The organism is Acinetobacter sp. YH12138 (assembly GCF_015218525.1).
Lineage (GTDB): Bacteria > Pseudomonadota > Gammaproteobacteria > Pseudomonadales > Moraxellaceae > Acinetobacter > Acinetobacter amyesii.
The window spans coordinates 2967080-2989071 of the sequence record NZ_CP048670.1; the positions used below are offsets into that span (position 1 = coordinate 2967080).

The 21992-nt window shown below is 42.6% G+C and carries 20 protein-coding genes and 5 tRNA genes; 7 read left to right on the plus strand and 18 right to left on the minus strand.

What is annotated here, in order from left to right; genetic code table 11:
• Positions 1-27: 27 nt before the first annotated feature.
• The 11 genes from G0029_RS14415 to tpiA form a co-directional block, all read right to left on the minus strand.
• Positions 28-435, minus strand: a complete 408-nt coding sequence (locus G0029_RS14415; protein WP_180106796.1) for a ribosome-binding factor A — start codon at positions 433-435, stop codon at positions 28-30.
• Positions 435-3128, minus strand: coding sequence for a translation initiation factor IF-2 (gene infB / locus G0029_RS14420; protein ID WP_078192557.1), 2694 nt, complete (start codon positions 3126-3128; stop codon positions 435-437). The genes G0029_RS14415 and infB overlap by 1 nt, the downstream gene beginning before the upstream one ends.
• Before the next feature lie 10 nt (positions 3129-3138).
• Positions 3139-4623: a transcription termination factor NusA gene (nusA, locus tag G0029_RS14425; protein WP_078192558.1), complete on the minus strand. Its 1485-nt coding sequence runs from the start codon at positions 4621-4623 to the stop codon at positions 3139-3141.
• Between the two features lie 35 nt (positions 4624-4658).
• Entirely contained in the window at positions 4659-5183 is a 525-nt protein-coding gene (gene rimP / locus G0029_RS14430; RefSeq protein WP_078192559.1) for a ribosome maturation factor RimP, read from the minus strand.
• 216 nt (positions 5184-5399) lie between these two features.
• A tRNA-Met gene (locus G0029_RS14435) sits at positions 5400-5476 on the minus strand.
• A gap of 90 nt (positions 5477-5566) precedes the next feature.
• Positions 5567-5643: transfer RNA gene (locus G0029_RS14440), tRNA-Met, on the minus strand.
• 58 nt (positions 5644-5701) lie between these two features.
• Positions 5702-5778, minus strand: a tRNA-Met gene (locus tag G0029_RS14445).
• Positions 5779-5851: 73 nt separating this feature from the next.
• Positions 5852-5928, minus strand: a tRNA-Met gene (locus G0029_RS14450).
• A 48-nt stretch (positions 5929-5976) separates the two neighbouring features.
• A tRNA-Leu gene (locus G0029_RS14455) sits at positions 5977-6061 on the minus strand.
• A gap of 52 nt (positions 6062-6113) precedes the next feature.
• Positions 6114-6443, minus strand: coding sequence for a preprotein translocase subunit SecG (secG, locus tag G0029_RS14460; RefSeq protein WP_180084539.1), 330 nt, complete (start codon positions 6441-6443; stop codon positions 6114-6116).
• Positions 6444-6456: 13 nt separating this feature from the next.
• The gene (gene tpiA / locus G0029_RS14465; RefSeq protein ID WP_180084538.1) at positions 6457-7248 is read right to left on the minus strand and encodes a triose-phosphate isomerase; all 792 of its coding nucleotides are present in this window, start codon (positions 7246-7248) and stop codon (positions 6457-6459) included.
• Positions 7249-7523: 275 nt separating this feature from the next.
• On the opposite strand from tpiA, the gene pilB reads away from it, so the two are divergent.
• The 4 genes from pilB to coaE are packed head-to-tail and all read left to right on the plus strand — an operon-like array spanning position 7524 to position 11964.
• The gene (gene pilB, locus G0029_RS14470; protein WP_078192562.1) at positions 7524-9233 is read left to right on the plus strand and encodes a type IV-A pilus assembly ATPase PilB; all 1710 of its coding nucleotides are present in this window, start codon (positions 7524-7526) and stop codon (positions 9231-9233) included.
• A gap of 32 nt (positions 9234-9265) precedes the next feature.
• The gene (locus tag G0029_RS14475; RefSeq protein WP_078192563.1) at positions 9266-10492 is read left to right on the plus strand and encodes a type II secretion system F family protein; all 1227 of its coding nucleotides are present in this window, start codon (positions 9266-9268) and stop codon (positions 10490-10492) included.
• Positions 10492-11352, plus strand: coding sequence for a prepilin peptidase (locus tag G0029_RS14480; RefSeq protein ID WP_180106794.1), 861 nt, complete (start codon positions 10492-10494; stop codon positions 11350-11352). Before G0029_RS14475 ends, G0029_RS14480 begins: the two co-directional genes overlap by 1 nt.
• 9 nt (positions 11353-11361) lie before the next feature.
• Complete coding sequence (gene coaE, locus G0029_RS14485) at positions 11362-11964, plus strand: dephospho-CoA kinase (RefSeq protein WP_180106792.1); 603 nt, start codon at positions 11362-11364, stop codon at positions 11962-11964.
• A 14-nt stretch (positions 11965-11978) separates the two neighbouring features.
• Here coaE and G0029_RS14490 read toward each other — a convergent pair whose 3' ends face one another.
• The 3 genes from G0029_RS14490 to G0029_RS14500 form a co-directional block, all read right to left on the minus strand.
• Positions 11979-12899: a DMT family transporter gene (locus tag G0029_RS14490; protein ID WP_372491165.1), complete on the minus strand. Its 921-nt coding sequence runs from the start codon at positions 12897-12899 to the stop codon at positions 11979-11981.
• An 8-nt stretch (positions 12900-12907) separates the two neighbouring features.
• Positions 12908-13666 carry a 23S rRNA (guanosine(2251)-2'-O)-methyltransferase RlmB gene (rlmB, locus tag G0029_RS14495; protein ID WP_180106790.1) on the minus strand — a complete coding sequence of 253 codons (759 nt, stop codon included), beginning with the start codon at positions 13664-13666 and terminating at the stop codon, positions 12908-12910.
• A gap of 176 nt (positions 13667-13842) precedes the next feature.
• On the minus strand, positions 13843-14166 hold the full coding sequence (locus G0029_RS14500; RefSeq protein ID WP_067763086.1) for a pyrimidine/purine nucleoside phosphorylase: 324 nt from the start codon (positions 14164-14166) through the stop codon (positions 13843-13845).
• A gap of 599 nt (positions 14167-14765) precedes the next feature.
• Here G0029_RS14500 and recN point away from each other — a divergent pair.
• Positions 14766-16427, plus strand: coding sequence for a DNA repair protein RecN (recN, locus tag G0029_RS14505; protein ID WP_111884877.1), 1662 nt, complete (start codon positions 14766-14768; stop codon positions 16425-16427).
• Between the two features lie 94 nt (positions 16428-16521).
• Here recN and G0029_RS14510 read toward each other — a convergent pair whose 3' ends face one another.
• Positions 16522-17247, minus strand: coding sequence for a hypothetical protein (locus tag G0029_RS14510; RefSeq protein WP_180106788.1), 726 nt, complete (start codon positions 17245-17247; stop codon positions 16522-16524).
• A 308-nt stretch (positions 17248-17555) separates the two neighbouring features.
• Between G0029_RS14510 and G0029_RS14515 the strand changes: the two genes are divergently transcribed.
• Entirely contained in the window at positions 17556-18110 is a 555-nt protein-coding gene (locus G0029_RS14515) for a YqgE/AlgH family protein (protein ID WP_180022050.1), read from the plus strand.
• Complete coding sequence (gene ruvX / locus G0029_RS14520; protein WP_111884874.1) at positions 18103-18546, plus strand: Holliday junction resolvase RuvX; 444 nt, start codon at positions 18103-18105, stop codon at positions 18544-18546. Before G0029_RS14515 ends, ruvX begins: the two co-directional genes overlap by 8 nt.
• Before the next feature lie 105 nt (positions 18547-18651).
• Here the strand turns inward: ruvX and G0029_RS14525 are convergent, their stop codons facing one another.
• The 3 genes from G0029_RS14525 to G0029_RS14535 are packed head-to-tail and all read right to left on the minus strand — an operon-like array spanning position 18652 to position 21988.
• The gene (locus G0029_RS14525) at positions 18652-19656 is read right to left on the minus strand and encodes an HlyD family secretion protein (protein WP_180106786.1); all 1005 of its coding nucleotides are present in this window, start codon (positions 19654-19656) and stop codon (positions 18652-18654) included.
• Between the two features lie 33 nt (positions 19657-19689).
• Positions 19690-19896, minus strand: a complete 207-nt coding sequence (locus G0029_RS14530) for a DUF1656 domain-containing protein (RefSeq protein WP_078189428.1) — start codon at positions 19894-19896, stop codon at positions 19690-19692.
• A complete protein-coding gene (locus tag G0029_RS14535; protein ID WP_180106784.1) occupies positions 19889-21988 on the minus strand; it encodes an FUSC family protein in 2100 nt (699 codons plus the stop codon). Before G0029_RS14535 ends, G0029_RS14530 begins: the two co-directional genes overlap by 8 nt.
• Positions 21989-21992: the final 4 nt, after the last annotated feature.

Below are 21992 nucleotides of genomic sequence, written 5' to 3' on the forward strand. Positions count from 1 at the left end.
GTGGCTTTTTTCATTCAGCGAACTGAATTATTCATCATCTTTTTTTGCTTCGTCAGCAGGAGGTAAGTCCTTGACCGCTTCCGCAATTAGACCAAACATATAGTTGCCATAAGCATTTGTTTTGTCGTAATGGAAACGCAAACGTGGCGTAATACGTGTTTTGATACGACGGCTTAGTTCATGACGCAAGAAACCAGATGCTTTATTCAAGACATCTAAAGTTTCTTTATTTGCGGCTTCACTTTGCTCATCGCCTAGCTCACGACCCATTACAGTCACATAAACTTCGGCATATCCTAAGTCTGGGCTCACCTTCACGGCAGAGATGGTCACGAGACCACCTAAGCGTGGATCTTTCAGCTCCTGACGGATCAGTTCTGACAACTCACGTTGTACTGTATCCGCCATACGCTTCAGACGTTGACTACCCGCCATTAAAGACTCCGTTTAATTAATTGAACATCGTACACTTCAATCTTATCTTGTGCTTTGATGTCTTTATAACCTTTCACCGCAAGACCACATTCCATACCGGCACGAACTTCTTCAACCACATCTTTGTAGCGACGAAGAGATTCAAGCTCACCTTGGAATACCACCACGTCATCACGTAATACGCGAATCGGTTTATTACGGTGTAATGTACCTTCAAGTACCATACAACCTGCAGCAGCACCGAATTTACTTGAGTGGAACACTTCACGTACTTCAGCCACACCCAGAATTGTTTCACGGTGTTCAGGCGCCAATTTACCGCTCATCGCATCTTTCACATCATCAATTAATTGATAGATGATCGAGTAGTAACGAATGTCGATACCATCAGCATCAGCTTTTTGACGTGCAGTATTATCAGCACGTACGTTAAAGCCGAGAAGAACCGCTTCTGATGATTCAGCAAGTGTTACGTCAGACTCAGTGATCGCACCAACACCTGAACCAATAATACGTACTTTCACTTCATCAGTTGCAAGTTCAGCAAGTGCAACGTGTAATGCTTCCAAAGTACCACGTACGTCTGTTTTCAATACCACGTTGACAATAGGCACATCTTTCTTGCCCATAGACGCCATGATATTTTCAAGACGCATCGCAGATTGACGTTCAAGACGTTTTTGACGTTCACGATCCATACGCGCATCAGCAACTTCACGTGCTTTTTTCTCGTCATTTACAACAAGAACTTCATCACCTGCCATTGGCGCTTCTGGTAGACCCAAGATTTCCACAGGAATCGAAGGACCAGCAGATTTAATACGTTGACCATTTTCATCTGTCATCGCACGTACACGACCGTATGACGAACCTGCAAGAACAAGGTCACCCACTTTCAATGTACCGTTTTGAACAAGAATCGATGTTACCGCACCACGCCCTTTGTCTACACGTGCTTCAATTACAACACCTTGTGCCGCACCCTCTTCAGATGCTTTAAGCTCAAGAAGTTCGGCTTGAATTGAGATCAAGTCAAGAAGTTCGTCGATACCTGCACCGGTGTGCGCAGAAACCATTGCCACTGGAACGTCACCGCCCCATTGCTCAGGTACAATTTCTTTCGTCGTCAACTCATTCAATACGCGATCTGGATCAGCAGACTCTTTATCCATTTTGTTGATAGCAACAATAATTGGCGTACCTGCTGCACGTGCATGGTCAATCGCTTCCGCAGTTTGTGGCATAACACCATCATCTGCTGCAACAACCAACACTACGATATCTGTAGATTTCGCACCACGTGAACGCATTGCAGTAAATGCTGCGTGTCCCGGTGTATCTAAGAAAGTAATAATACCTTTTTCAGTTTTCACATGGTAAGCACCAATATGCTGTGTGATACCACCTGCTTCACCTGCAGCCACTTTAGAGCGACGAATACGGTCAAGAAGTGATGTTTTACCATGGTCAACGTGACCCATAATTGTCACAACTGGCGGACGAGTGGTTTGGACACCACGCGCTTCTTCAGCTGCTTCAAGTAAGTTGTCTTCTGCTTGTGTATCCGAAACAAGTACTGGATTGTGACCCATTTCTTCAACAACAAGTGCTGCAATTTCTTGATCAATCGCTTGGTTTTGAGTAACCAATTCCCCCATTTTCATGAGTGATTTGATAACTTCGCGAACTTTAACCGCCATTTTCGCAGCCAAGTCAGCAACAACAATCGTTTCACCAATTTCAACATCATAAACTTGTTTTTTAACTGGTTTTTCAAAGCCATGCTTGTTCGCTTGACTTGTTTTTAAACCACGTTTATGTGAGTTATCACGGAAAGACTGCTCTTCGCCACGACGACCACCTTTTTTAGGTGAACGTGAATTGTTGGTATTGGTACCACGTTTAATTTCACGGTCTTCTTTCGCAAATGAATCTTCATATGCCTGACCTACAAGGCCGGCAGCAAGCGGAGAATCATCTACAACACGAATGGTCGCAGTAGTGTCTTCGTTAGAATACTTAGACGCCATTTGACGCATTTGTTCAAGTGTACGTTGTTGCGCTTCTTCAGCTGCTTTACGACGCGCCGCTTCTTCTACAGCTTTCAATTGTGCTGCTTGAGCTTCACGTGCTTTTTTCTGTTCTAGAGTTTCAACAGGTTTTGTAATTGGCTTGTTGTTTGACTTACGTTTTACAACAACCGCAGCTTTCGGTGTTTCTTGCTTCGCATGTTCTTGCTTCGCAGCAGCGCGCATTGCTTCTAAAGCTTGTTTCGCTTTAGATACTGGTTGTTGCTTCGGTTCTTCAGCTTTCGCTTCAACCTTAGGTTCCTGTTTACGTGCTTGTTGGTCAGCTTGTGCTTTCGCTAATGCTTCAGCTTTAATTTGCTCAGGATCCGGTTTAACAAATGTATGTTTCTTACGAACTTCTACATTAATCGTTTTTGCCTTGCCCGATGTACTCGCCACTTTAGCAGTACTGGTAGTTTTACGTTTCAACGTGATTTGTCCTGCATTGCCCGCATCCTGACCATGAACTTTTTTCAAATGGTTAACGAGGGCATTTTGTTGTTCAGTGGAGATAATATCGTCAGGTTTAGTTTGTGGTAAACCCGCATCACGAACCTGTTCCAGTAGCTTCTCAACTGGACGACCCACGCTGAGAGCTAACTCCTTAATCGACTTGTCCGTCATATATTACCTCCTAGTTAAACCATGATTCGCGCGCTTTCATAATAAGTTGACCTGCTTTTTCAGCACCTAAACCTTCGATATCAGAGATATCGTCAGTGGCTTGATCTGCAAGATCATCTACAGTTACCACACCGCGAGCGGCAAGCGCATATGCGATTTCTTTAGTCACGCCTTCCATTGCAGCAAGCTCTTCGCTTGGCTCTTGGATGTTTTCTTGTTGCTTCAATGCATCAGCCAATGCAATTTCTTTTGCACGACCTTGTAGCATTTCAACAGTTTCAGCATCAAGTTCGATCTCATCGAATGTTTCCGCAGGAACATACGCGATTTCTTCTAATGATGTGAAACCCATTTCAACTAACGCCATCGCTAAGTCTTCATCAATATCTAGACGTGTAACAAACATATCTAAATATTGTTGCGCTTCGTTTTGTTGGCGTGCGTGATATTCTTCTTCAAGCATCATATTGAGCTTGTAACCAGTCAATTCAGATGCTAAGCGTACGTTTTGACCTTGAGAGCCAATTGCACGTGCTAACTGATCACTCGTTGCAAAAATAATATCTGCAGTACGTTCTTCTTCATCAATCACGATACCTGATACATCAGCAGGCTCTAAAGCACTTGCAATGTACTGTGCCGCGTCATCCGACCAAACGACTACATCAATACGCTCACCATTTAACTCTGACTGAACCGCTTGGATACGTGTACCACGCATACCAATACATGCACCTACAGGATCAATACGGTGATCGTTTGTTTTCACAGCGATTTTAGCACGAACGCCAGGTTGGCGTGCAGCTGCCTTAATCTCAATGATTTCTTCAGCAATTTCAGGAATTTCTTTCTTCATCAATGCGATTAGCATTTCTGGTTTAGAACGAGAAAGCAATAACTGAGCACCACGGCCTTCACGGTTTACGTTAAACAAAATCGCGTTTACACGTTGTTTAGGACGTAGAATTTCTTTAGCGATCATTTCTTCACGCGCAAGATATGCTTCTGCATTGTCACCTAAATCAATGATAAAGCCATCTTTGGTTTGTTTTTTCACTTCACCGTAGATGAGTTCACCAACTTTAGATTCGTAAGCATCTGCAATTAGCGCACGCTCTGCTTCACGAATTTTTTGAACAATCACTTGTTTCGCAATTTGTGCCGCAATACGACCGAAATCAATCGATTCAACTTCAAGTTCACGGATATCCCCAATTGCCCATTTTGCAGGATCTACATCAGAGATCGCATCTTGGCATGCTGGCATTTCGTGATCTTCGTCGGCAACCACTTCCCATTGACGGAAAGTACGGTAATCACCAGTACGACGGTCGATTTCTACACGTAGACGAGCTTCTTCCGAGTGAGTTCCCTCGTAGAATTTCTTCTTAGTCGCTGCAACTAAAGCTTGTTCAAGCGCTTCAAAAATTGCATCACGACTTACACCTTTTTCGTTACTAACCGTTTCTACTACGGTAAGAATTTCACGAGCCATAAGTCACCTATTCGTTCAGATTCTTATTTATTAAATTAATCTTGGAAAACCAGATTTGCTTTATCAATATTGTGGCTGTCAATATCCAACACTTGTTGCTTTTCAACTTCAACCTGAATCATTTCGTTCTCAAGGTCTACGTTTACAAGTTTAGCTTGGAATTTACGACGATTATCTACAGCACTGATCAAACGCAAAGCGACTTGCTGACCAATGTATGCCGTCATTTGTTCCAATTTAAAGAACTGACGATCCCAACCTGGAGATGACACTTCCAATGCATATTCGCCTGAAATTGGATCATGTACATCCAACATCGCACCCACTTGCTGAGTGACACGAACACAGTCCTGCACGCCGATACCACGGCCTTGCTCAACTTCGCCATCTTCATTGATGACAGGTTCTGCATTTTCATCAACTTCACGGTCGATATAAATACGTAACAGTGAACGTTTTCCTTGAGGTTGGAAATCAATCCCCCAAAGTTCTACATCACATGCTTGCACCGCTGGGGCAATTAAGTCCTGAAGTGCTTGAGTTTTATTTGATAGCTTCATTTACTCTCGTCAAATTTGTGCGATTCGATGGTCGAAATGACCACTACAGACCAATGCGAAACTATAGTAGTAGTGAAACATGACGGTTTGACCAAAATACTGTCGACACTACACGATAGCCAATAAAAAAGGGCGTAAATCGCCCCATTATTACACAGAAAACCATAGTCCACTGTGCAAAAAGGCCCACCTAGTTGTGAGCCTCTTTTAGAAACTTGGTAGCGGGAGCTGGATTTGAACCAACGACCTTCGGGTTATGAGCCCGACGAGCTACCAGACTGCTCCATCCCGCATCAACATGCAAAAATTATATACAATTTCTTGGTCATTTTCAATCTAAAACAACCTGAAGAATTGCCCTACTGAGTTGCATCTCAGAGGATTGGTAGCGGGAGCTGGATTTGAACCAACGACCTTCGGGTTATGAGCCCGACGAGCTACCAGACTGCTCCATCCCGCATCAACATCACAATGACTTTCAGATAAACTGCTTATATAGATTGTGTGCTATATAAGATTGGTAGCGGGGGCTGGATTTGAACCAACGACCTTCGGGTTATGAGCCCGACGAGCTACCAGACTGCTCCACCCCGCATCAATATGCAAATAGTTTTCTCAGCTTTAAAAGCTGTCCATTTAAAAGTTTGCATCTTAAAAATAGAATTGATTGGTAGCGGGAGCTGGATTTGAACCAACGACCTTCGGGTTATGAGCCCGACGAGCTACCAGACTGCTCCATCCCGCATCAACAGAGTTTTGCTGCATACACCAACTTATGTTCTGGATTATAAGTTGGTGCGGAAGGGGGGACTTGAACCCCCACGCCCGAAAGCACTACCACCTCAAGGTAGCGTGTCTACCAATTCCACCACCACCGCAGCTGTGACGCATTCTAGTCGCAACACGTCAAAAAAGAAAGTGCTAAATAAATTATTCAGCGCTTTTTGGTGCAGTTGGCGAAGTTTCAGCCGATTTTGCAGGCGCAGTCGGTACTGAAGAAATCGCATTCAGACTATAAGCATTTGTCGTTTGTTTCTTTGCAAACACAGCAAGTGTCAAGCTCGTAACGAAGAACAAAGCCGTTAAAATCGCAGTCAAACGGGTCATAAAGTTACCCGAACCCGATGCACCAAATACAGTTGCAGCACCGCCGCCACCAAAAGATGCACCCGCATCTGCGCCTTTACCATGCTGAACTAAAATCAGCACGATCATTAAAATCGCTAAGATAATATGTACCACCAGCACAAACGTATGCATGCTGAACTCCTAATTATTTTGTATTTGCAAATGCTTGAGCAATTTTATAAAACGACTCTGCATTTAATGATGCACCACCGACCAGCGCACCATTGATATCCGGACAGGCTGCCAACTCTACTGCATTTTCAGGTTTTACACTACCACCATAAAGAATCGCAGTATGAAGTCCCATTGGGGTGATTTGGCTTAAACCTTCACGAATTTTAGCGTGCATCGCTTGCGCATCTTCAGGTGACGCTGTTTTACCTGTGCCAATGGCCCAAATTGGCTCATAAGCTACCACAATTTGTTTCCACTGCTCTGCTTGTACAACAGCAGCAATATCACATATTTGTTGTAACACAATCTGTTCTGCTTGGCCGCTTTCACGTTGTTCCAAGCTTTCACCCACACAATAAATCACAGTCAAACCTGCGTTTAATGCATTTTTTACTTTTTCATTAATGATATGCGGTTGATCAGCGAATATTTCACGGCGTTCCGAATGACCAATCAGTACAAATTCAACACCATAATCTTTTAATAGCTCAGCACTGAGCTCACCCGTATATGCGCCTGTACCCGCGACGCGAGAAACGTCTTGTGCAACGGTTATGATGTTACGGCTTGCTTGTGCTAATTCATTTTGCACCGTGGTCAGAGCAATAGCTGTTGGTGCAACCCCAATATGACATGCCGCTTCAGCAATATTTTGTTCATCTAATAATTGCTTAAAATTCTTAAGAAGTGCGCCAGCATCGGCTTGCAATGGGTTCATTTTCCAGTTACCCACTACCCAAGGCGTAATCGTCGAACCCGACATATTTATCCCACATGACAAAGATGAAATCGGGCACATTCTACACGTAATTCATAATTTTGAAGATAAATTTCAACACATTTGCATCTTCGAAGCACACCAGTCATTCCAATACCTTCACTTTTCTGTAAAAAAATTAAGCAGATTTAAGGACTGGTTCATGCTTTTTACCAATTCTTAGCTAGTGACAACACTTTAAGATATGGTATTTTTGTGCAACAAAAGTATAATTTTGCTATACCAATTATAAACAGACTGAAGCATAGGCAAGTAAAAGCATGACAGCAGTTCAAGGTTCTTCAAGATTTACGGGGTTTATTCGTCGCTTAGTTGACGAAGGGCATCTGTCTGCCGAAAAAATGCAAGCAGCGCTGCAAAATTCAAAAAAGGCCCATCAAGATATCGTGCCGCATTTGATTCAGGAATATCACCTTTCAGCACGCCTGATCGCAGAAACCATCTCGATAGAGTTCGGTGAACCGGTTTTTGATATTTCAACTTATGATACGTCTTTAATTATACGTGATGAATTTGAAGATAAACTCATTACCAAGCATCGTATTTTGCCTATTTTTAAACATGGCAATTTATTATTCGTTGCGATCAGTAACCCCACCAATATTGAAGCAGTGGATGCCATTCGATTTGGTAGTAAGCTGAATACTGAAACAATTATTGTTGAACATGACAAACTTGAAAAGTTAATTGAACAGAACTTTGCTGAAGAAAGTACTTTTGACTTTGATGATGACTTTGATCTTGATTTAGAACAGGAAACTATTGATCCAGCGAAAGAAGATGAAGATGAGGCAACGGGGGATGAAGCTCCGATTGTTAAATACATCAATAAGCTGCTAGTCGACGCAATTCGTATGGGTGCATCTGACTTACATTTTGAACCCTACGAAAAAACCTATCGCGTCCGCTACCGTGTCGATGGCGTGTTAAGAACAATTACAAATCCGCCCTTGCAGCTCGCTACACGACTCGCTTCACGTTTAAAAGTCATGTCACAAATGGACATCTCGGAAAAGCGTATACCTCAAGACGGTCGTATCAAGTTAAAGCTGTCAAAGAACAAAGCTATCGACTTCCGTGTGAACTCTTTACCGACATTGTTTGGTGAAAAACTTGTTCTACGTATCCTTGATCCATCTAGTGCGATGCTAGGGATTGATGCGTTGGGTTATGAACCGGATCAAAAAGAACTGTTCATGCAGGCTTTAGAAAAACCACAAGGCATGCTACTCATTACCGGTCCAACGGGTTCTGGTAAAACCGTATCTCTATATACAGGTTTAAACATTCTTAACCGTGAAGATACCAACATTTCAACGGCCGAAGACCCTGTGGAAATTAACTTAGAAGGGATCAATCAGGTCAACGTAAATAATAAAGTCGGCCTCACATTCTCTGCAGCCTTAAAATCATTCTTACGTCAAGACCCTGATATTGTGATGGTCGGTGAGATTCGAGATTTAGAAACGGCTGAAATTGCCATTAAAGCAGCTCAAACAGGTCACATGGTGATGTCTACACTGCATACCAATAGTGCACCTGAAACACTGACACGCTTACGCAATATGGGCGTGCCTTCATTTAACATCGCGACATCCGTGAACCTTGTCATTGCGCAGCGACTTGCACGTCGCCTATGTTCACAATGTAAAGAAACAGTAGACGTACCAAAACAAAGTCTATTGGAGCTTGGTTTTACCGAAGATGATTTAAATACACCAGAATTCCAAATATACCAGCCTGTGGGTTGTGCCGAATGCCGTGAAGGCTATAAAGGTCGTGTGGGTATTTACGAAGTCATGAAAGTGACACCTGAAATTTCAAGAATTATTATGGAAGACGGCAATGCCTTACAAATTGCCGAAGCTTCCAATCAAGCAGGTTTTAACAATTTACGCCGTTCAGGCTTAATTAAGGTCATGCAGGGGGTGACTTCACTTCAAGAAGTCAATCGTGTGACCAGTGAGTAAGTGAATTAGTATTTAAAAATAAGGATAAATTCATGGCTGTAAAAAAAGCGCAGATGATGCCAACCTTCAGTTATGAAGGCGTGGATCGCAAAGGGGCGAAAATCAAAGGGGAAATGCCTTCGCGTAATATGGCTTTAGCTAAAGTCACTTTACGTAAGCAAGGCATCACCATTAAAACCATTCGAGAAAAACGTAAAAACATTCTCGAAGGCTTGATGAAAAAGAAAGTATCCACTTTGGATATCACGGTATTCACGCGCCAACTTGCAACCATGATGAAAGCCGGTGTACCGCTCGTTCAGGGGTTCGAAATCGTGGCGGAAGGCCTAGAAAACCCAGCCATGCGTGAAGTGGTCCTGGGGATCAAAGGTGAAGTTGAAGGTGGCAATACATTTGCTGGTGCACTCCGTAAATATCCGCAGTATTTCGACAACCTATTTTGCTCCTTGGTTGAATCAGGTGAACAGTCGGGTGCACTTGAAACCATGTTAGACCGTGTTGCAATTTACAAAGAAAAAAGTGAATTGCTTAAGCAAAAAATTAAAAAAGCCATGAAATACCCAGCTGCGGTAATTGTTGTCGCTGTTATTGTGACGATCATTTTGATGGTGAAAGTAGTTCCCGTATTCCAAGACTTGTTTTCATCGTTTGGTGCAGACCTACCTGCCTTTACCAAAATGGTAGTGAACATGTCGGAATGGATGCAAAAATATTGGTTCTTCCTCATCATTGGAATTGGCGCTGTGATTGCCGGTTTCATGGAAGCAAAAAAACGTAGCAAAGCTTTCAGAGACTTCTTAGACAAAGCTGCACTCAAAGCACCGATTTTTGGTGATTTGGTTTATAAAGCAATTATTGCCCGCTATAGCCGTACCTTGGCAACCACATTTGCCGCGGGTGTACCCTTAATCGATGCGCTCGAATCAACTGCAGGTGCAACCAACAACGTGGTCTATGAAACAGCAGTCATGAAAATTCGTGAAGATGTGGCGACTGGTCAACAGCTGCAGTTTGCGATGCGTGTCACTGATAAATTCCCATCTATGGCGATTCAAATGGTGGCTATTGGTGAAGAATCCGGTGCCTTGGATGCTATGCTAGACAAAGTGGCAACCCATTATGAAAATGAAGTGGATAATGCCGTAGATGGCTTAACTTCGATGATGGAACCCTTGATTATGGCGGTACTAGGTGTCCTCGTTGGTGGTCTTGTGATTGCAATGTATCTTCCAATCTTCCAAATGGGTTCTGTGGTTTAATGCAAGAATTAATAACATATTTAATTAATACCCCAATTGCGTTATATATCGCAGTTGGGATTTTTAGTCTTTGCATCGGTAGTTTTTTGAATGTGGTAATTTACCGCACACCAAAGATGATGGAACAAGAATGGCGTACGGATTGCCAACTGTTTTTACATCCGGATCAACCGATTATTGACGAAACAAAGATCACACTGAGCACACCTGCTTCAACCTGCCCAAAATGCAAAATGCCCATTCGTTGGTATCAAAACATTCCGGTTATCAGTTGGATCGTTTTACGCGGAAAATGTGGAAGTTGCCAAAATCCAATCAGTAGCCGTTATCCACTGATCGAATTACTCACCATGATCTGTGCGCTGATTGTTGTTGCAGTTTTTGGTCCAACTATCCAAATGCTGTTTGGTCTAGTGCTGACTTATGTATTGATTGCCTTAACATTTATTGACTTTGACACCCAACTTTTACCTGACCGCTATACCCTTCCTTTGGCTGCACTCGGGCTTGGCGTGAATAGCTATGCCATTTATACCTCTGCAACCTCAGCCATTTGGGGGTATATCATCGGGTTCTTATGCCTATGGATTGTTTACTATTTATTTAAAATCATCACTGGCAAAGAAGGCATGGGCTATGGTGACTTTAAACTTTTAGCTGCGTTGGGTGCATGGATGGGCCCTTTCCTGCTCCCACTGATTGTATTACTCTCTTCACTGGTAGGTGCAATCATTGGCATTATTTTGCTCAAAGTTCGTAAAGAAAACCAACCTTTTGCATTTGGTCCCTATATTGCCATCGCTGGATGGATCGCCTTTTTATGGGGTGATCAAATTATGAAAATTTATTTGGGTCAGTAAGGTCGTTGTATGACATTTGTCTTGGGTTTAACAGGTGGTATCGGTAGCGGAAAATCTGCTGCAAGCAATTGGTTTGAACTCCAAGGCATTCAAGTCGTCGATGCTGATATCGTTGCTCGCGAGGTTGTCGAACCGGGGCAACCCGCACTGAATCAAATTCAGCAACAATTTGGTGATTGGGTTTTACTTGCAAATGGTGAGTTAAATCGACGCGCTTTACGTGAACATATCTTTAAAGATCCCACAGCACGTCAAACACTTGAAGCCATTACCCATCCTGCAATACGTCAGTCCATTACCCAACAGTTAAATGAAGCCACCAGCCCCTATGTCATCTTGGTTTCGCCGCTGTTATTTGAAACCAATCAACATGAATTAACCAATCACACCTTGCTGATTGATGCCACGGAACAATTGCAAATTCAGCGTGCATCACAGCGTGATGGTCAAACTATCGAGCAAATCCAAAAAATCATTCAAGTGCAAATGTCGCGTCAGGAAAAGCAAAAAATTGCAGATGATATCGTGCTGAATGATGGTCATTTAGATCATCTTTATGCACAGCTTCGGCCATTGCATCTCAAGTACTTAGCGCACGCTGAAAAAAGCTAAATAAAAAAGCAGTCTTACTCAGACTGCTTTTTTTGTTGTTCGAGTTGCTGCTCTAGACTGTCCTTTCGTCCCAACCATTTCCACGGTTGAATCGCTCCAATCCCCATCCCGACCAATCCACACACAATTGCAAAACTTAAGGGTTCATTCAGCAGCGGTACCGCTAAAATTGCAGCAATAAAAGGTGCCAAAGTTACGATACTTCCGGCTTTAAATGCACCCAGACGCTTGATCGCCTCTACATACGTTAAAGTCGCAATAATCACCACAAAAATACCGTGAAAGATAACTTGTCCAATGAGTTGCAATGGCTCTGGGTCAGACCAATGTTTAGGGAAAAATAGTAGATAAATAGGCACGAATACCACGGCAGACCAAACCGCAACCCCCGCCATGGCATGCCAAGCAGAGAGCCTCCATTGCTTTAGCAATACCGTAAATATCCCCCACCAAATGGCACTGATAAAAAATAGCAAATCACCTAAACCAAATGCCACACCAGTCTCGACGTACATTAAATAGCTCATTAAGCTAATGGCAGAGACCATAATCACCACACTGATCCACGTATGCTTATCGATCGGCTGTTTGAAGATCAGAAACGCGGCTATGGCTGTACATAAGGGAATACAACCATTGAGAAAAATTGCAGCATGGGCCGCAGGAGCATAATGAAATGCGCTATAGGCTGTTAAACAATAGGTCACCCCGCCGAGCATGGCGAGGATAAAAGGCTCTTTCTTCCATAAAAAAGCCGTATCTTTTTTATAAATCAAAATTGGCATTAAGATGCAAAATGCCAAAGCAAACCGAAGTGCGGTAATGTCCCAAGCACTGATTCCCCAATTGGCGCTTAAACGCGCCGTTAAGGTGAATCCACCCCAAATACACATGGTAATGAAAACATATAAATAACCTTGCTTTTGGGGAGACATCATCACTTCTATTTCAATTCATTGTTACGTTGACGACATGCTTCATACAATGCCATACCGGTTGCGACACTGACATTTAAGCTTTGCAAGTTACCAGCCATTGGAATGTAAACAGTTTGATCACATTGCGCCTGCGTAATAGGACGCAAACCTGTATCTTCAGCGCCCATCACCACACATACACCCGTACCAGTGAAGTCAAATTTTTGAATCGGCAAAGCTTTTTCATCTAGCATGGTGCCGACCACGCGTACATTAAAGTCGTCTTTGATTTGAGCCAATGTACGCGCCAAGTTGGTCACCTGAATAAACTTCACTTTTTCAGCACCACCAGCAGCAACTTTACGGGCTGTTGGGGTAAGCGTCGCTGAACGATCACGCGGTGCAATCACGGCTTCAACGCCCATAGCTGCCGCTGTACGGATACATGCACCAAGGTTATGTGGGTCTGTAATATGATCTAAAGCCAATAGCAACGCATTGGGATTGGCTTGTAATAAAGCCTCTAAATCTTTTTCGTTTAAGACTGGATGGGGGCGTACAGCCGCGACCACACCTTGATGGAACGGTTGTCCCGCAAGTTTTTCCAAACTATCACGGCTAGCTTTTTGAATGCTGACACCAAACGGTTCTGCCAACTCAAAAATACGTTTTAAACGCTGATCATCACGTCCTTTTAACGCAAATAAAGTTAATACGCGTTCTGGCTCAAGTTCCAGTAATGACTCCACTGAATGAACGCCATAATAATATTCCGGTTTCGCCATGAACGACCTCTAATTTGCAAACTTCGATAAACTTTTAAACAGGGTATGATCACCCAGCGCACAGCTTAGGTTATCAAAAAGAAAAATCCTGCAAAGCAAGCTTTACAGGATTTATGCTATGACACATAGTTTAACCGATTTGAAGTTAAAAAACTGTGCCTAAATGGATTGAATTATTAGCCTTCTAAGTGGCACACATAATCCAAGACTTCATCTGTTTCAATTTTAAAACGGCTATTACCTGGCACGTAGAATGATTGACCCGCACGGAATAGTTCGCTTTCTTCGCTATCAGCAATTTGAACACGACATTCACCTGAAATAATTTCCATACGTTCAGGTACATGGGTTTCAAAAGTCAGCGCTTGTTCAGTTGGAAGCAACACACCCAGTGTTTTCTTGGTTCCATCTTCAAATTGCACAGTGTGGCTGATACATAGACCGCCAAAATAAACATTTGATTTTTTGATGACTGATACATGATCAAACTGTGCTGACATGCGTTTTCTCCAGATAAAGCATATTTATAATATTTTGATCGAAGTAGTTTAATTGTGCTGCAAAAACTAATCAATCAGTGTTGAAAATTTTGAGATAGATAATTACAAAAATCTGAGAAGTGGATATGTCCCAATACCATCTCACTATCTTGACATTGAGAATCTAAAACAAACTGTACTTTTGTACAAAATACTTTTTTTGTTTCATCCACTAAAGTCCTAGTTAGGGTCTATAGAAACGCTGCAAAATCATTTCACAGATATACATGGATAATGAATTATATGGACGGATTTAAGAGACCAAATCATGACGTTTTAAGGCAATAACACTTTAGATTAGATACAAGAATACATACACAAACGTGTTTTGTGAGAACTTAGCAAAATGTTGGATGGTTTAAGCTCACGTTATGCAAGATCATTTACTCTTTGCATCACTACACTGCGTGCTTACGGCAGATACGAAACTAATTTCTTATTAAACTGAAATTTAGGATAGAATTATGAGGTTTTTCGTCATCTTAAAATAAAACTTATCTTGTGACCAAAACAAAACTTAATTATCTTTAACTAGAACTTTTCGCAGCTCGGATGCGTTTATGCTGACACATTTAACTCTGATCAATTTTGCATTAGCCGACCATTTAGCCATCGACATTGAACAAGGCTTTAACGTCCTGACGGGTGAAACAGGTGCTGGTAAATCTTTGCTGCTAGACGCACTATCAGCATGTTTAGGTGAACGAACAGACACCAACTATGTGCGCTATGGATCAGACAAAGCCGATGTGACAGCGACCTTTAGCTACCAAGAGTACAGTCCTGAAGCACTGTGGCTCAAAGAACATGAGCTGGATGATGAGTCTGGAGAAATTCATTTACGTCGCGTGATTTTTGCAACAGGTCGCAGCAAAGCATGGATTAATGGACGTCCGAGCAGCTTATCTGAGTTAAAAGAAATTGGCCGCTTATTGGTACAACTCTATAGCCAACACAGCCAACAACAACTCTTAGAACCGCCCTATCCAAAACATTGGCTAGATCGCTATTACAATTTTTATCAGCCGGCTCAAGCCGTTCGTGATGCCTATAGCAAGTGGCAAAAGGACATTCGACAGCACCAAGCAGCACTCGACGCCCAAGCCACACGTAAGCAACGGATAGAAACGCTTGAACTTCAATTGGAAGAACTTGAAGACCTTGTGCAAACGGACTACAAAGAAATCGAGCAAGAATTTGACCGTCTCAGTCATCATGAACATATCATGCAGGATTGTAGCTATGGTCTAAATGCCCTCGATGACGCCGAGCAAAATATCAATCAAGAAATGGGCGCGATCATTCGTCGAATTGAATCACATGCAGGACGTAGTGAACAACTTTCTGAAATTTATACGTCGCTACTGAACGCTCAAAGTGAAATTGAAGATGCCACCGCAAATTTACGTCAGTTTATTGATCGTCAAAGTTTCGATCCTGAACGTATGGACGAATTAAATACCAAACTGGAAGTTTTTCATCGCTTAGCGCGTAAATATCGTACTCAGCCTGAAGATTTAAAACAAGAATACGAAGCGTGGCAACTTGAGTTAGAGCAACTGCATCAGCTGGAAGATCCTGAAACGTTGGCAGAACAAGTGGAAGTGTCTCATCAAGACTTCATTTCCAAAGCCGAGCACTTGGATCAAATACGCCGAGATGCTGCTACGCCATTGGCTAAACAATTAACTGAACAAGTCAAACAACTGGCTCTGCCTGAAGCGCATTTTGAATTTAAATTTGAACCGCTTGAACATGTTTCGAGTGAAGGTTTAAGCTTTATTCAGCTGTTATTCACAGCCAACAAAGGGATTCCTGCTCAGCCTCTAGCACGCGTGGCATCGGGTGGTGAATTATCTCGTATTGCCTTAGTCATGCAAGTGATGAATGCTGAAAAAACTGAATCGGAAGTCTTGGTCTTTGATGAAATTGATGTTGGGATCAGTGGGGGTACAGCGGAAATTGTGGGGCGTTTATTGGCAGACCTTGCGCAGCATGTTCAAATTTTATGTATTACTCACCAAGCCCAAGTCGCTGCCCAATCTGACCAACATCTCTTGGTGAAAAAACGTCAAACGGATCCTGCAAGCAGTACCATTATCGAATTAGAAGAAGATGATCGGATTCAAGAGCTGGCTCGAATGACCGGTGGTGTGGAGATTAGTCAAACGACCTTACAACACGCAAAACAATTACGACAATTAAAGTTTCAGCACAGCTAAATCACCGTAAATGTCTTAAATAAAAAAGCCTTAGTTCACTTTGACTAAGGCTTTTTTTATCACTTGTGATACAACTTCTATTTAATTACGACTTCTATTTAATAATGCCTTGATAGACAAAGCCTTTTGAGCCCAAGCTATAACGTAAGTACTTCTGTTGTGGCTGATAGTTTTCATTTAATAACATCACATCCACATGTTTAGGACCAACTTTTAAATAGTTTTGACTGGAGCTTCTGTCTTGATCGTAGTGGCAATCATAATCGACTGAAATTTCATGCAGGTTTTTTTGCTTGGTTTTAAATACATAGGATTTTAGTAATTGCTTTGGCCCAACTTCAACAGCTCTTAGATGATGCAGTCCACTACAATTATCACCTTTATAATAACTCTTCACCAAATATACGGTTTTATTTTGGATGTTGACCGGCAAAATTTGATTGATATAGCCTGAGTCAAATTGATCTAAATGTTGCGTTTTTCCCGTTGCATATTGCACATAGCTGCTCCACTCCCCCATGGTGCCTCCGCCAGACACATCAAAACTATAAAATTTAAGTTTTTTATCTGGCGAATATTGCACATGAACAAAACCTTGCTTTTCGAGTTGCGTAAATCCGTAGTGAAAACTGCTCGGATCTGCCGCAATGACATCCACAATTTCACGTTCTATCGCTTCATTGACCTCATAAAAATTTAAGTTTTTATATTTTTTAATCAGCTGAGATTCATGTTTTTGTAAGTCAGCGCTTCCTGCAAAGCCTGAAATAGGTAGGCTTGCACAGAGTGCCATCCCTATTATTTTTGAAAAATGTGTCATTGTTTTACCCTCAGTTTATCCTGCTATTTTAAGCAATCCTTATCATCCATCACGTATATCTTCTCCTCACTTTTGTATTGCTGTTGTTCAAATCACCAATCATCGCTTCACAATTCACCACATTGCAGACCCGCCTGAACGATGAAGATTTTTAGCATGTCCCTCACTGGTCGAGCATGACAAATATTGAATTTGCAGAAAAACTCATTGTTGAAAACTTGTGAGTCTAGTATGTTGATAAATACAACGTTATTCGAATGCAATTCCCCCCAAGAATCAAACTTACCCCAATAAGGAGAAGCCATTAGGTGACTAAACAATACCTCACACACCGCTGCCTGATTGCTCCACCCGAAATGAACGATGAATTCTTTGCCAATACGGTGATTTATTTAGCGCGACATGATGAAGATGGCGCTCAAGGCATCATTATTAATCGTCCTTCGGGCTTGCAGATCAAAGAACTCTTGAATGATTTGGAAATTGAGGCAGATAATGTGCATCCTCATGAAGTGTTGCAAGGTGGTCCTTTGCGCCCAGAGGCAGGTTTTGTTCTTCATACAGGTCAACCGACATGGCATTCGTCTATTGCTGTAGGTGAAAATGTCTGCATTACCACGTCTAAAGATATTTTAGATGCGATTGCACACAATGAAGGTGTTGGTCGTTATCAGGTGGCTCTAGGCTATGCCAGTTGGGGTAAAAGCCAATTAGAAGAAGAAATTGCTCGGGGTGATTGGCTCATTTGTGACTCAGACATGGATTTAATATTTAACTTACCTTATGACGACCGCTGGGACGCTGCCTATAAAAAAATGGGCGTAGACCGCACGTGGTTATCATCTGAGATTGGACATGCCTGATTTACCACAATATCAAATGATTATGGCCTTTGACTTTGGCACACAAAAAACAGGAATAGCTGTGGGACAAGCCTTGATTGAAAGTGCAAATCCCCTACCACTCTTTCCCATGAAAGATGGCATTCCCAATTGGGATAATCTACTCAAGATTGTGAAACAGTATCAGCCGGATTTGTTCATCGTAGGTCTACCGCTCAATATGGATGATAGCGAATCTGAACTCTCCACACGTGCGCGTAAATTTGCACGACGCCTTCGCCACCAAACCAATATTGAAACCTTGATGGTCGATGAACGCTTAACGACACGTGAAGCGCGTGATGAATTAGATCATTATCAAGCCCAAGGCCGTGCGAAGAATCTTTCTGCCGACAGCCTTGCTGCAGCATTGTTTATTGAAAGTTGGTATCGAAATCCAGTCGGGCTAAAACCTTAAGCGCTTTCAACAAACAGGCAAATAAAAAAGCATCCAAAAGAGGATGCTTTTTTATGCGCAAGATTGATCACTCAATGCTGCGCAAATGAAATGATTGGGGATAACTTAGTTTTTATCCACAATATGAATCGTAGTGGTTCGACCCGCGACAAAAGCCAACTGATCATGCGGCACTTCATCCAGTACAATTTTCACTGGTACACGCTGTGCCAAACGGACCCAACTAAAGGTTGGATTAACATTAGCAAGCAAACCATCAGTCGACGTACGTTCACGGTCTTCAATCCCTGTGGCAACGCCTTGTACATGGCCTTTATAAACTTCAGAACTTCCCATCAGTTGGATTGTTGCAGGTGCGCCAACATAGATTTTATCCAGTTTGGTTTCTTCAAAATATCCCACAACATACAATTGTTGACGATCAATTAAAGCCGCTACGGCTTGGCCTACTTTGACGTAATTCCCTGCTTTGAGTTCAAAGTTAGACAAAGTTCCATCTGTTGGTGCAACCACTTCCGAACGTTTTAAATTCAACTCAGCCAAATGCAAACTGCTATTCGCTGCTTCAATTAGGGCTTTTTGCTGCACCACACTGGCTTTGGCTTGTTCAATCGCTGCCTGAGTTTGCTCATGCTCTGCATGTGATTGATCACGCACTGCAAACATTTGATCTTGTTCTTGTTTTGAAATCGCACCGTCCATCAAACTTGCATAACGATTTGCATTTTTATCTGCAAGATTAATATTGGCTTGTGACTTCACTAGATTGGCTTTAGCTTCAGCAAGCTGCGCTTCAGCCCCTGCCAGTCCTGCTTTGGCTTTCGCCAAGTCAGATTTGGCTTGCTCAACATCCAAAGCTTGACGTGCCACATCTATACGAAACAGCACTTGGCCTTTTTTCACTTGTTGGTTGTCTTGAACTAAAACGTCTGTGACCAAACCTGAAACATCCGATGACACTTGAATCACGTCACCACGTACCCGTCCATCACGCGTCCATGGTTCCGAATTGTAGTAGTCCCAAATATGTTTCAGCGCAAGTAATGCGCCACATAGCACGATTATCAACAATACAGGCCGAACATATTTTCGGACATTCAAATGGGTCATACGATTACCTCAATCATTTCATTTTTTAGGGGCTTAGAACTGGCAGAAAATAAAGATTTCATGCACCAGCCAAAGCAACATCACAAATACACCCAAATAAAAAATATTGGGCATCGGCACCCAATCTGGCGCCATCCATCGGTCAAGCAAACGCATGATGACCCGTAATAACAGATAGGCCAATACCGCTTGAATCAATAGAATGGGCACATAGACGCCATACACATTTAGCTCACCCATGTTGTGCCTCGACCTGTAAATTATCTGGTGTTTGCTGTGTTAGGACATGACACAAACTGCTTTGAATATTGTTCAGTGAATACTGAATTCGATGCATAACATCGTCGTTTTCAACACCCTGAACGGCCTGATTCAATCGTTGAATTCGCTCTACAATTTGCTGTTTCAAGCTCATATACACATTCTTTTGCCCTTGTTCCATGGCCCGAAAATAGTCATCTAAATCTTGTTGTAACTCTTCGAGTTCGCTGACCAGTGCTTCATTCGGATCGAGTTTATTCATGAGTTCTTGCAAGCGGGTCAAATCAATCACCGCACTGGCTTCCACCAAAGCCCACTCGATCTGTTGTTTCAAGTTCCCTGATTGCACCATTTTGCTGTTTAGGATGCCGATTCGGTCCAACATACTGCGTAAATGCACCCGAAACGGTAAGCCATACGGCAGATATAAAGCCTGACGCAGTGCCTTATAGTGCTGAGAAAGGATGCGTTGGGCCGTCATATCTGGTGACATTGCACGCACTAGATGAATAATAAACACCGAAATAATGGGTCCCAAAATCGTCCCAATCGATGCGTCAAAGAAAAACACCTGATCGAGGCTAAAGCGGTTTTGAATATTCAGCCCCATAATCGCCCCCATCAGTAATGGCAAGCTAATTCCTATCAAAGGTGGATGTAAAAACAGCATCAGACAGAACATCACAAACGGTGCTAACACCACGATCAACTGCCAAAAGGCGGTCACATGCGGGAAAATGCCATAGGCGTAGATAAAGACCACGACCGCTGCATACATATTCGCGCGAATAAACATTTTCAATGCAGGAACAGGGTTATCCATTGCCGTTAAAATACAGGCACTGATCGCAGCCATTTCAGCCATCATAAATCCAGCTTTCCAACCACTAACGATCCAAAAACCCGTGGAAATTAAAATAATCAGACACGCAGACACTCCTCCACGAATAGCAACCCCCGCATCTCGGTGCAAAGTCGGATAATGACTATTGCCCAAGGCGGTCAGTGTGGCTGGTAAAGTGGAGTCGCCTTGCTGCACCCGCTGCCAAAGCAAGCGAATCGCACGAATATTCTGAATAAAATGGCGAATATCCATTTTTAGACTACCCAAAATTACCTGCTGTGATGGCAATGCCTGTACCTGAATGTGTTGAAAATCTTGCTCAAACTGTTCAGGCAACTGATTGAGTTCACTTTCCTCAATCTGATGTTGATCTAATAAAAACGCGGCAATATGTTCATGGGCTTGCTTGAGTGCCGTCCGATAATGTGTGTCCAGACCGTCTAATTGTTTCATCCGCTCAGACATGGCCACCAAGTTACTGACCAACAAACTCAACTGATGCAAGATTTCCTGCAATGGACGTGTCATACCTTTTAAGGTGGATTTTTCATAAGACAAATGCACCGCCATGACATGTATATCCGCGATATCTCGTGCAATATTGCCGAGGTTTTTTGAATAATTTTCTAGTTCGGCGGGCTCTAATAAAATCTGATCAAAAATTTCTTTGGTATCGGCAAAGGTTTTACTCACCCGTGTTTCGACTGCAGGACCAATATGCATTGGAAATAATGTCGTGGTCACGATGGCACTACACACCACACCCACCGTAATTTCGAGAAAACGCCCCAAGGCCATATCGAAAATCGAAGCAGTATCAATAAAATACACCACGTTAAAACAGATAATGACCGTGGTATAACCCGCCAACATGGAAACATAACTACGAGGCGTACGGTCTAGCAGTGACAAATACAGGCAAAACCCAACCCAAACCGCCAAAAAAACCGTAAACAGTACAGGCATATGAATAAGATGTGGCAGTGCCACCACCGACACGGCCGCCCCTAAGAACGTCCCTAATACACGATACAAACTTTTTGAAGATGTCATCCCTGAATATGGATTCGCGATCACGAAAACGGTGCCAATTGCCCAAATCGGATAAGCCAAATTCAGTACAAAGGCCACATACAATGCCAACATGCCCGCGATGAACGTTTTGGTCGCAAAAATCCAGTCCATTTTATTGGGCCGAAAAGCGAGTATTTGTATCGTCAGCAGCATGATT

What these genes read in the sequence shown, in the direction of transcription:
- G0029_RS14415 (WP_180106796.1), bottom strand. Translation starts at nt 435, where the DNA reads ATGGCGGGTAGTCAACGTCTGAAGCGTATGGCGGATACAGTACAACGT.
- infB (WP_078192557.1), bottom strand. Translation starts at nt 3,128, where the DNA reads ATGACGGACAAGTCGATTAAGGAGTTAGCTCTCAGCGTGGGTCGTCCA.
- nusA (WP_078192558.1), bottom strand. Translation starts at nt 4,623, where the DNA reads ATGGCTCGTGAAATTCTTACCGTAGTAGAAACGGTTAGTAACGAAAAA.
- rimP (WP_078192559.1), bottom strand. Translation starts at nt 5,183, where the DNA reads ATGAAGCTATCAAATAAAACTCAAGCACTTCAGGACTTAATTGCCCCA.
- secG (WP_180084539.1), bottom strand. Translation starts at nt 6,443, where the DNA reads ATGCATACGTTTGTGCTGGTGGTACATATTATCTTAGCGATTTTAATG.
- tpiA (WP_180084538.1), bottom strand. Translation starts at nt 7,248, where the DNA reads ATGTCGGGTTCGACGATTACGCCTTGGGTAGTGGGTAACTGGAAAATG.
- pilB (WP_078192562.1), top strand. Translation starts at nt 7,524, where the DNA reads ATGACAGCAGTTCAAGGTTCTTCAAGATTTACGGGGTTTATTCGTCGC.
- G0029_RS14475 (WP_078192563.1), top strand. Translation starts at nt 9,266, where the DNA reads ATGGCTGTAAAAAAAGCGCAGATGATGCCAACCTTCAGTTATGAAGGC.
- G0029_RS14480 (WP_180106794.1), top strand. Translation starts at nt 10,492, where the DNA reads ATGCAAGAATTAATAACATATTTAATTAATACCCCAATTGCGTTATAT.
- coaE (WP_180106792.1), top strand. Translation starts at nt 11,362, where the DNA reads ATGACATTTGTCTTGGGTTTAACAGGTGGTATCGGTAGCGGAAAATCT.
- G0029_RS14490 (WP_372491165.1), bottom strand. Translation starts at nt 12,899, where the DNA reads ATGTCTCCCCAAAAGCAAGGTTATTTATATGTTTTCATTACCATGTGT.
- rlmB (WP_180106790.1), bottom strand. Translation starts at nt 13,666, where the DNA reads ATGGCGAAACCGGAATATTATTATGGCGTTCATTCAGTGGAGTCATTA.
- G0029_RS14500 (WP_067763086.1), bottom strand. Translation starts at nt 14,166, where the DNA reads ATGTCAGCACAGTTTGATCATGTATCAGTCATCAAAAAATCAAATGTT.
- recN (WP_111884877.1), top strand. Translation starts at nt 14,766, where the DNA reads ATGCTGACACATTTAACTCTGATCAATTTTGCATTAGCCGACCATTTA.
- G0029_RS14510 (WP_180106788.1), bottom strand. Translation starts at nt 17,247, where the DNA reads ATGACACATTTTTCAAAAATAATAGGGATGGCACTCTGTGCAAGCCTA.
- ruvX (WP_111884874.1), top strand. Translation starts at nt 18,103, where the DNA reads ATGCCTGATTTACCACAATATCAAATGATTATGGCCTTTGACTTTGGC.
- G0029_RS14525 (WP_180106786.1), bottom strand. Translation starts at nt 19,656, where the DNA reads ATGACCCATTTGAATGTCCGAAAATATGTTCGGCCTGTATTGTTGATA.
- G0029_RS14530 (WP_078189428.1), bottom strand. Translation starts at nt 19,896, where the DNA reads ATGGGTGAGCTAAATGTGTATGGCGTCTATGTGCCCATTCTATTGATT.
- G0029_RS14535 (WP_180106784.1), bottom strand. Translation starts at nt 21,988, where the DNA reads ATGCTGCTGACGATACAAATACTCGCTTTTCGGCCCAATAAAATGGAC.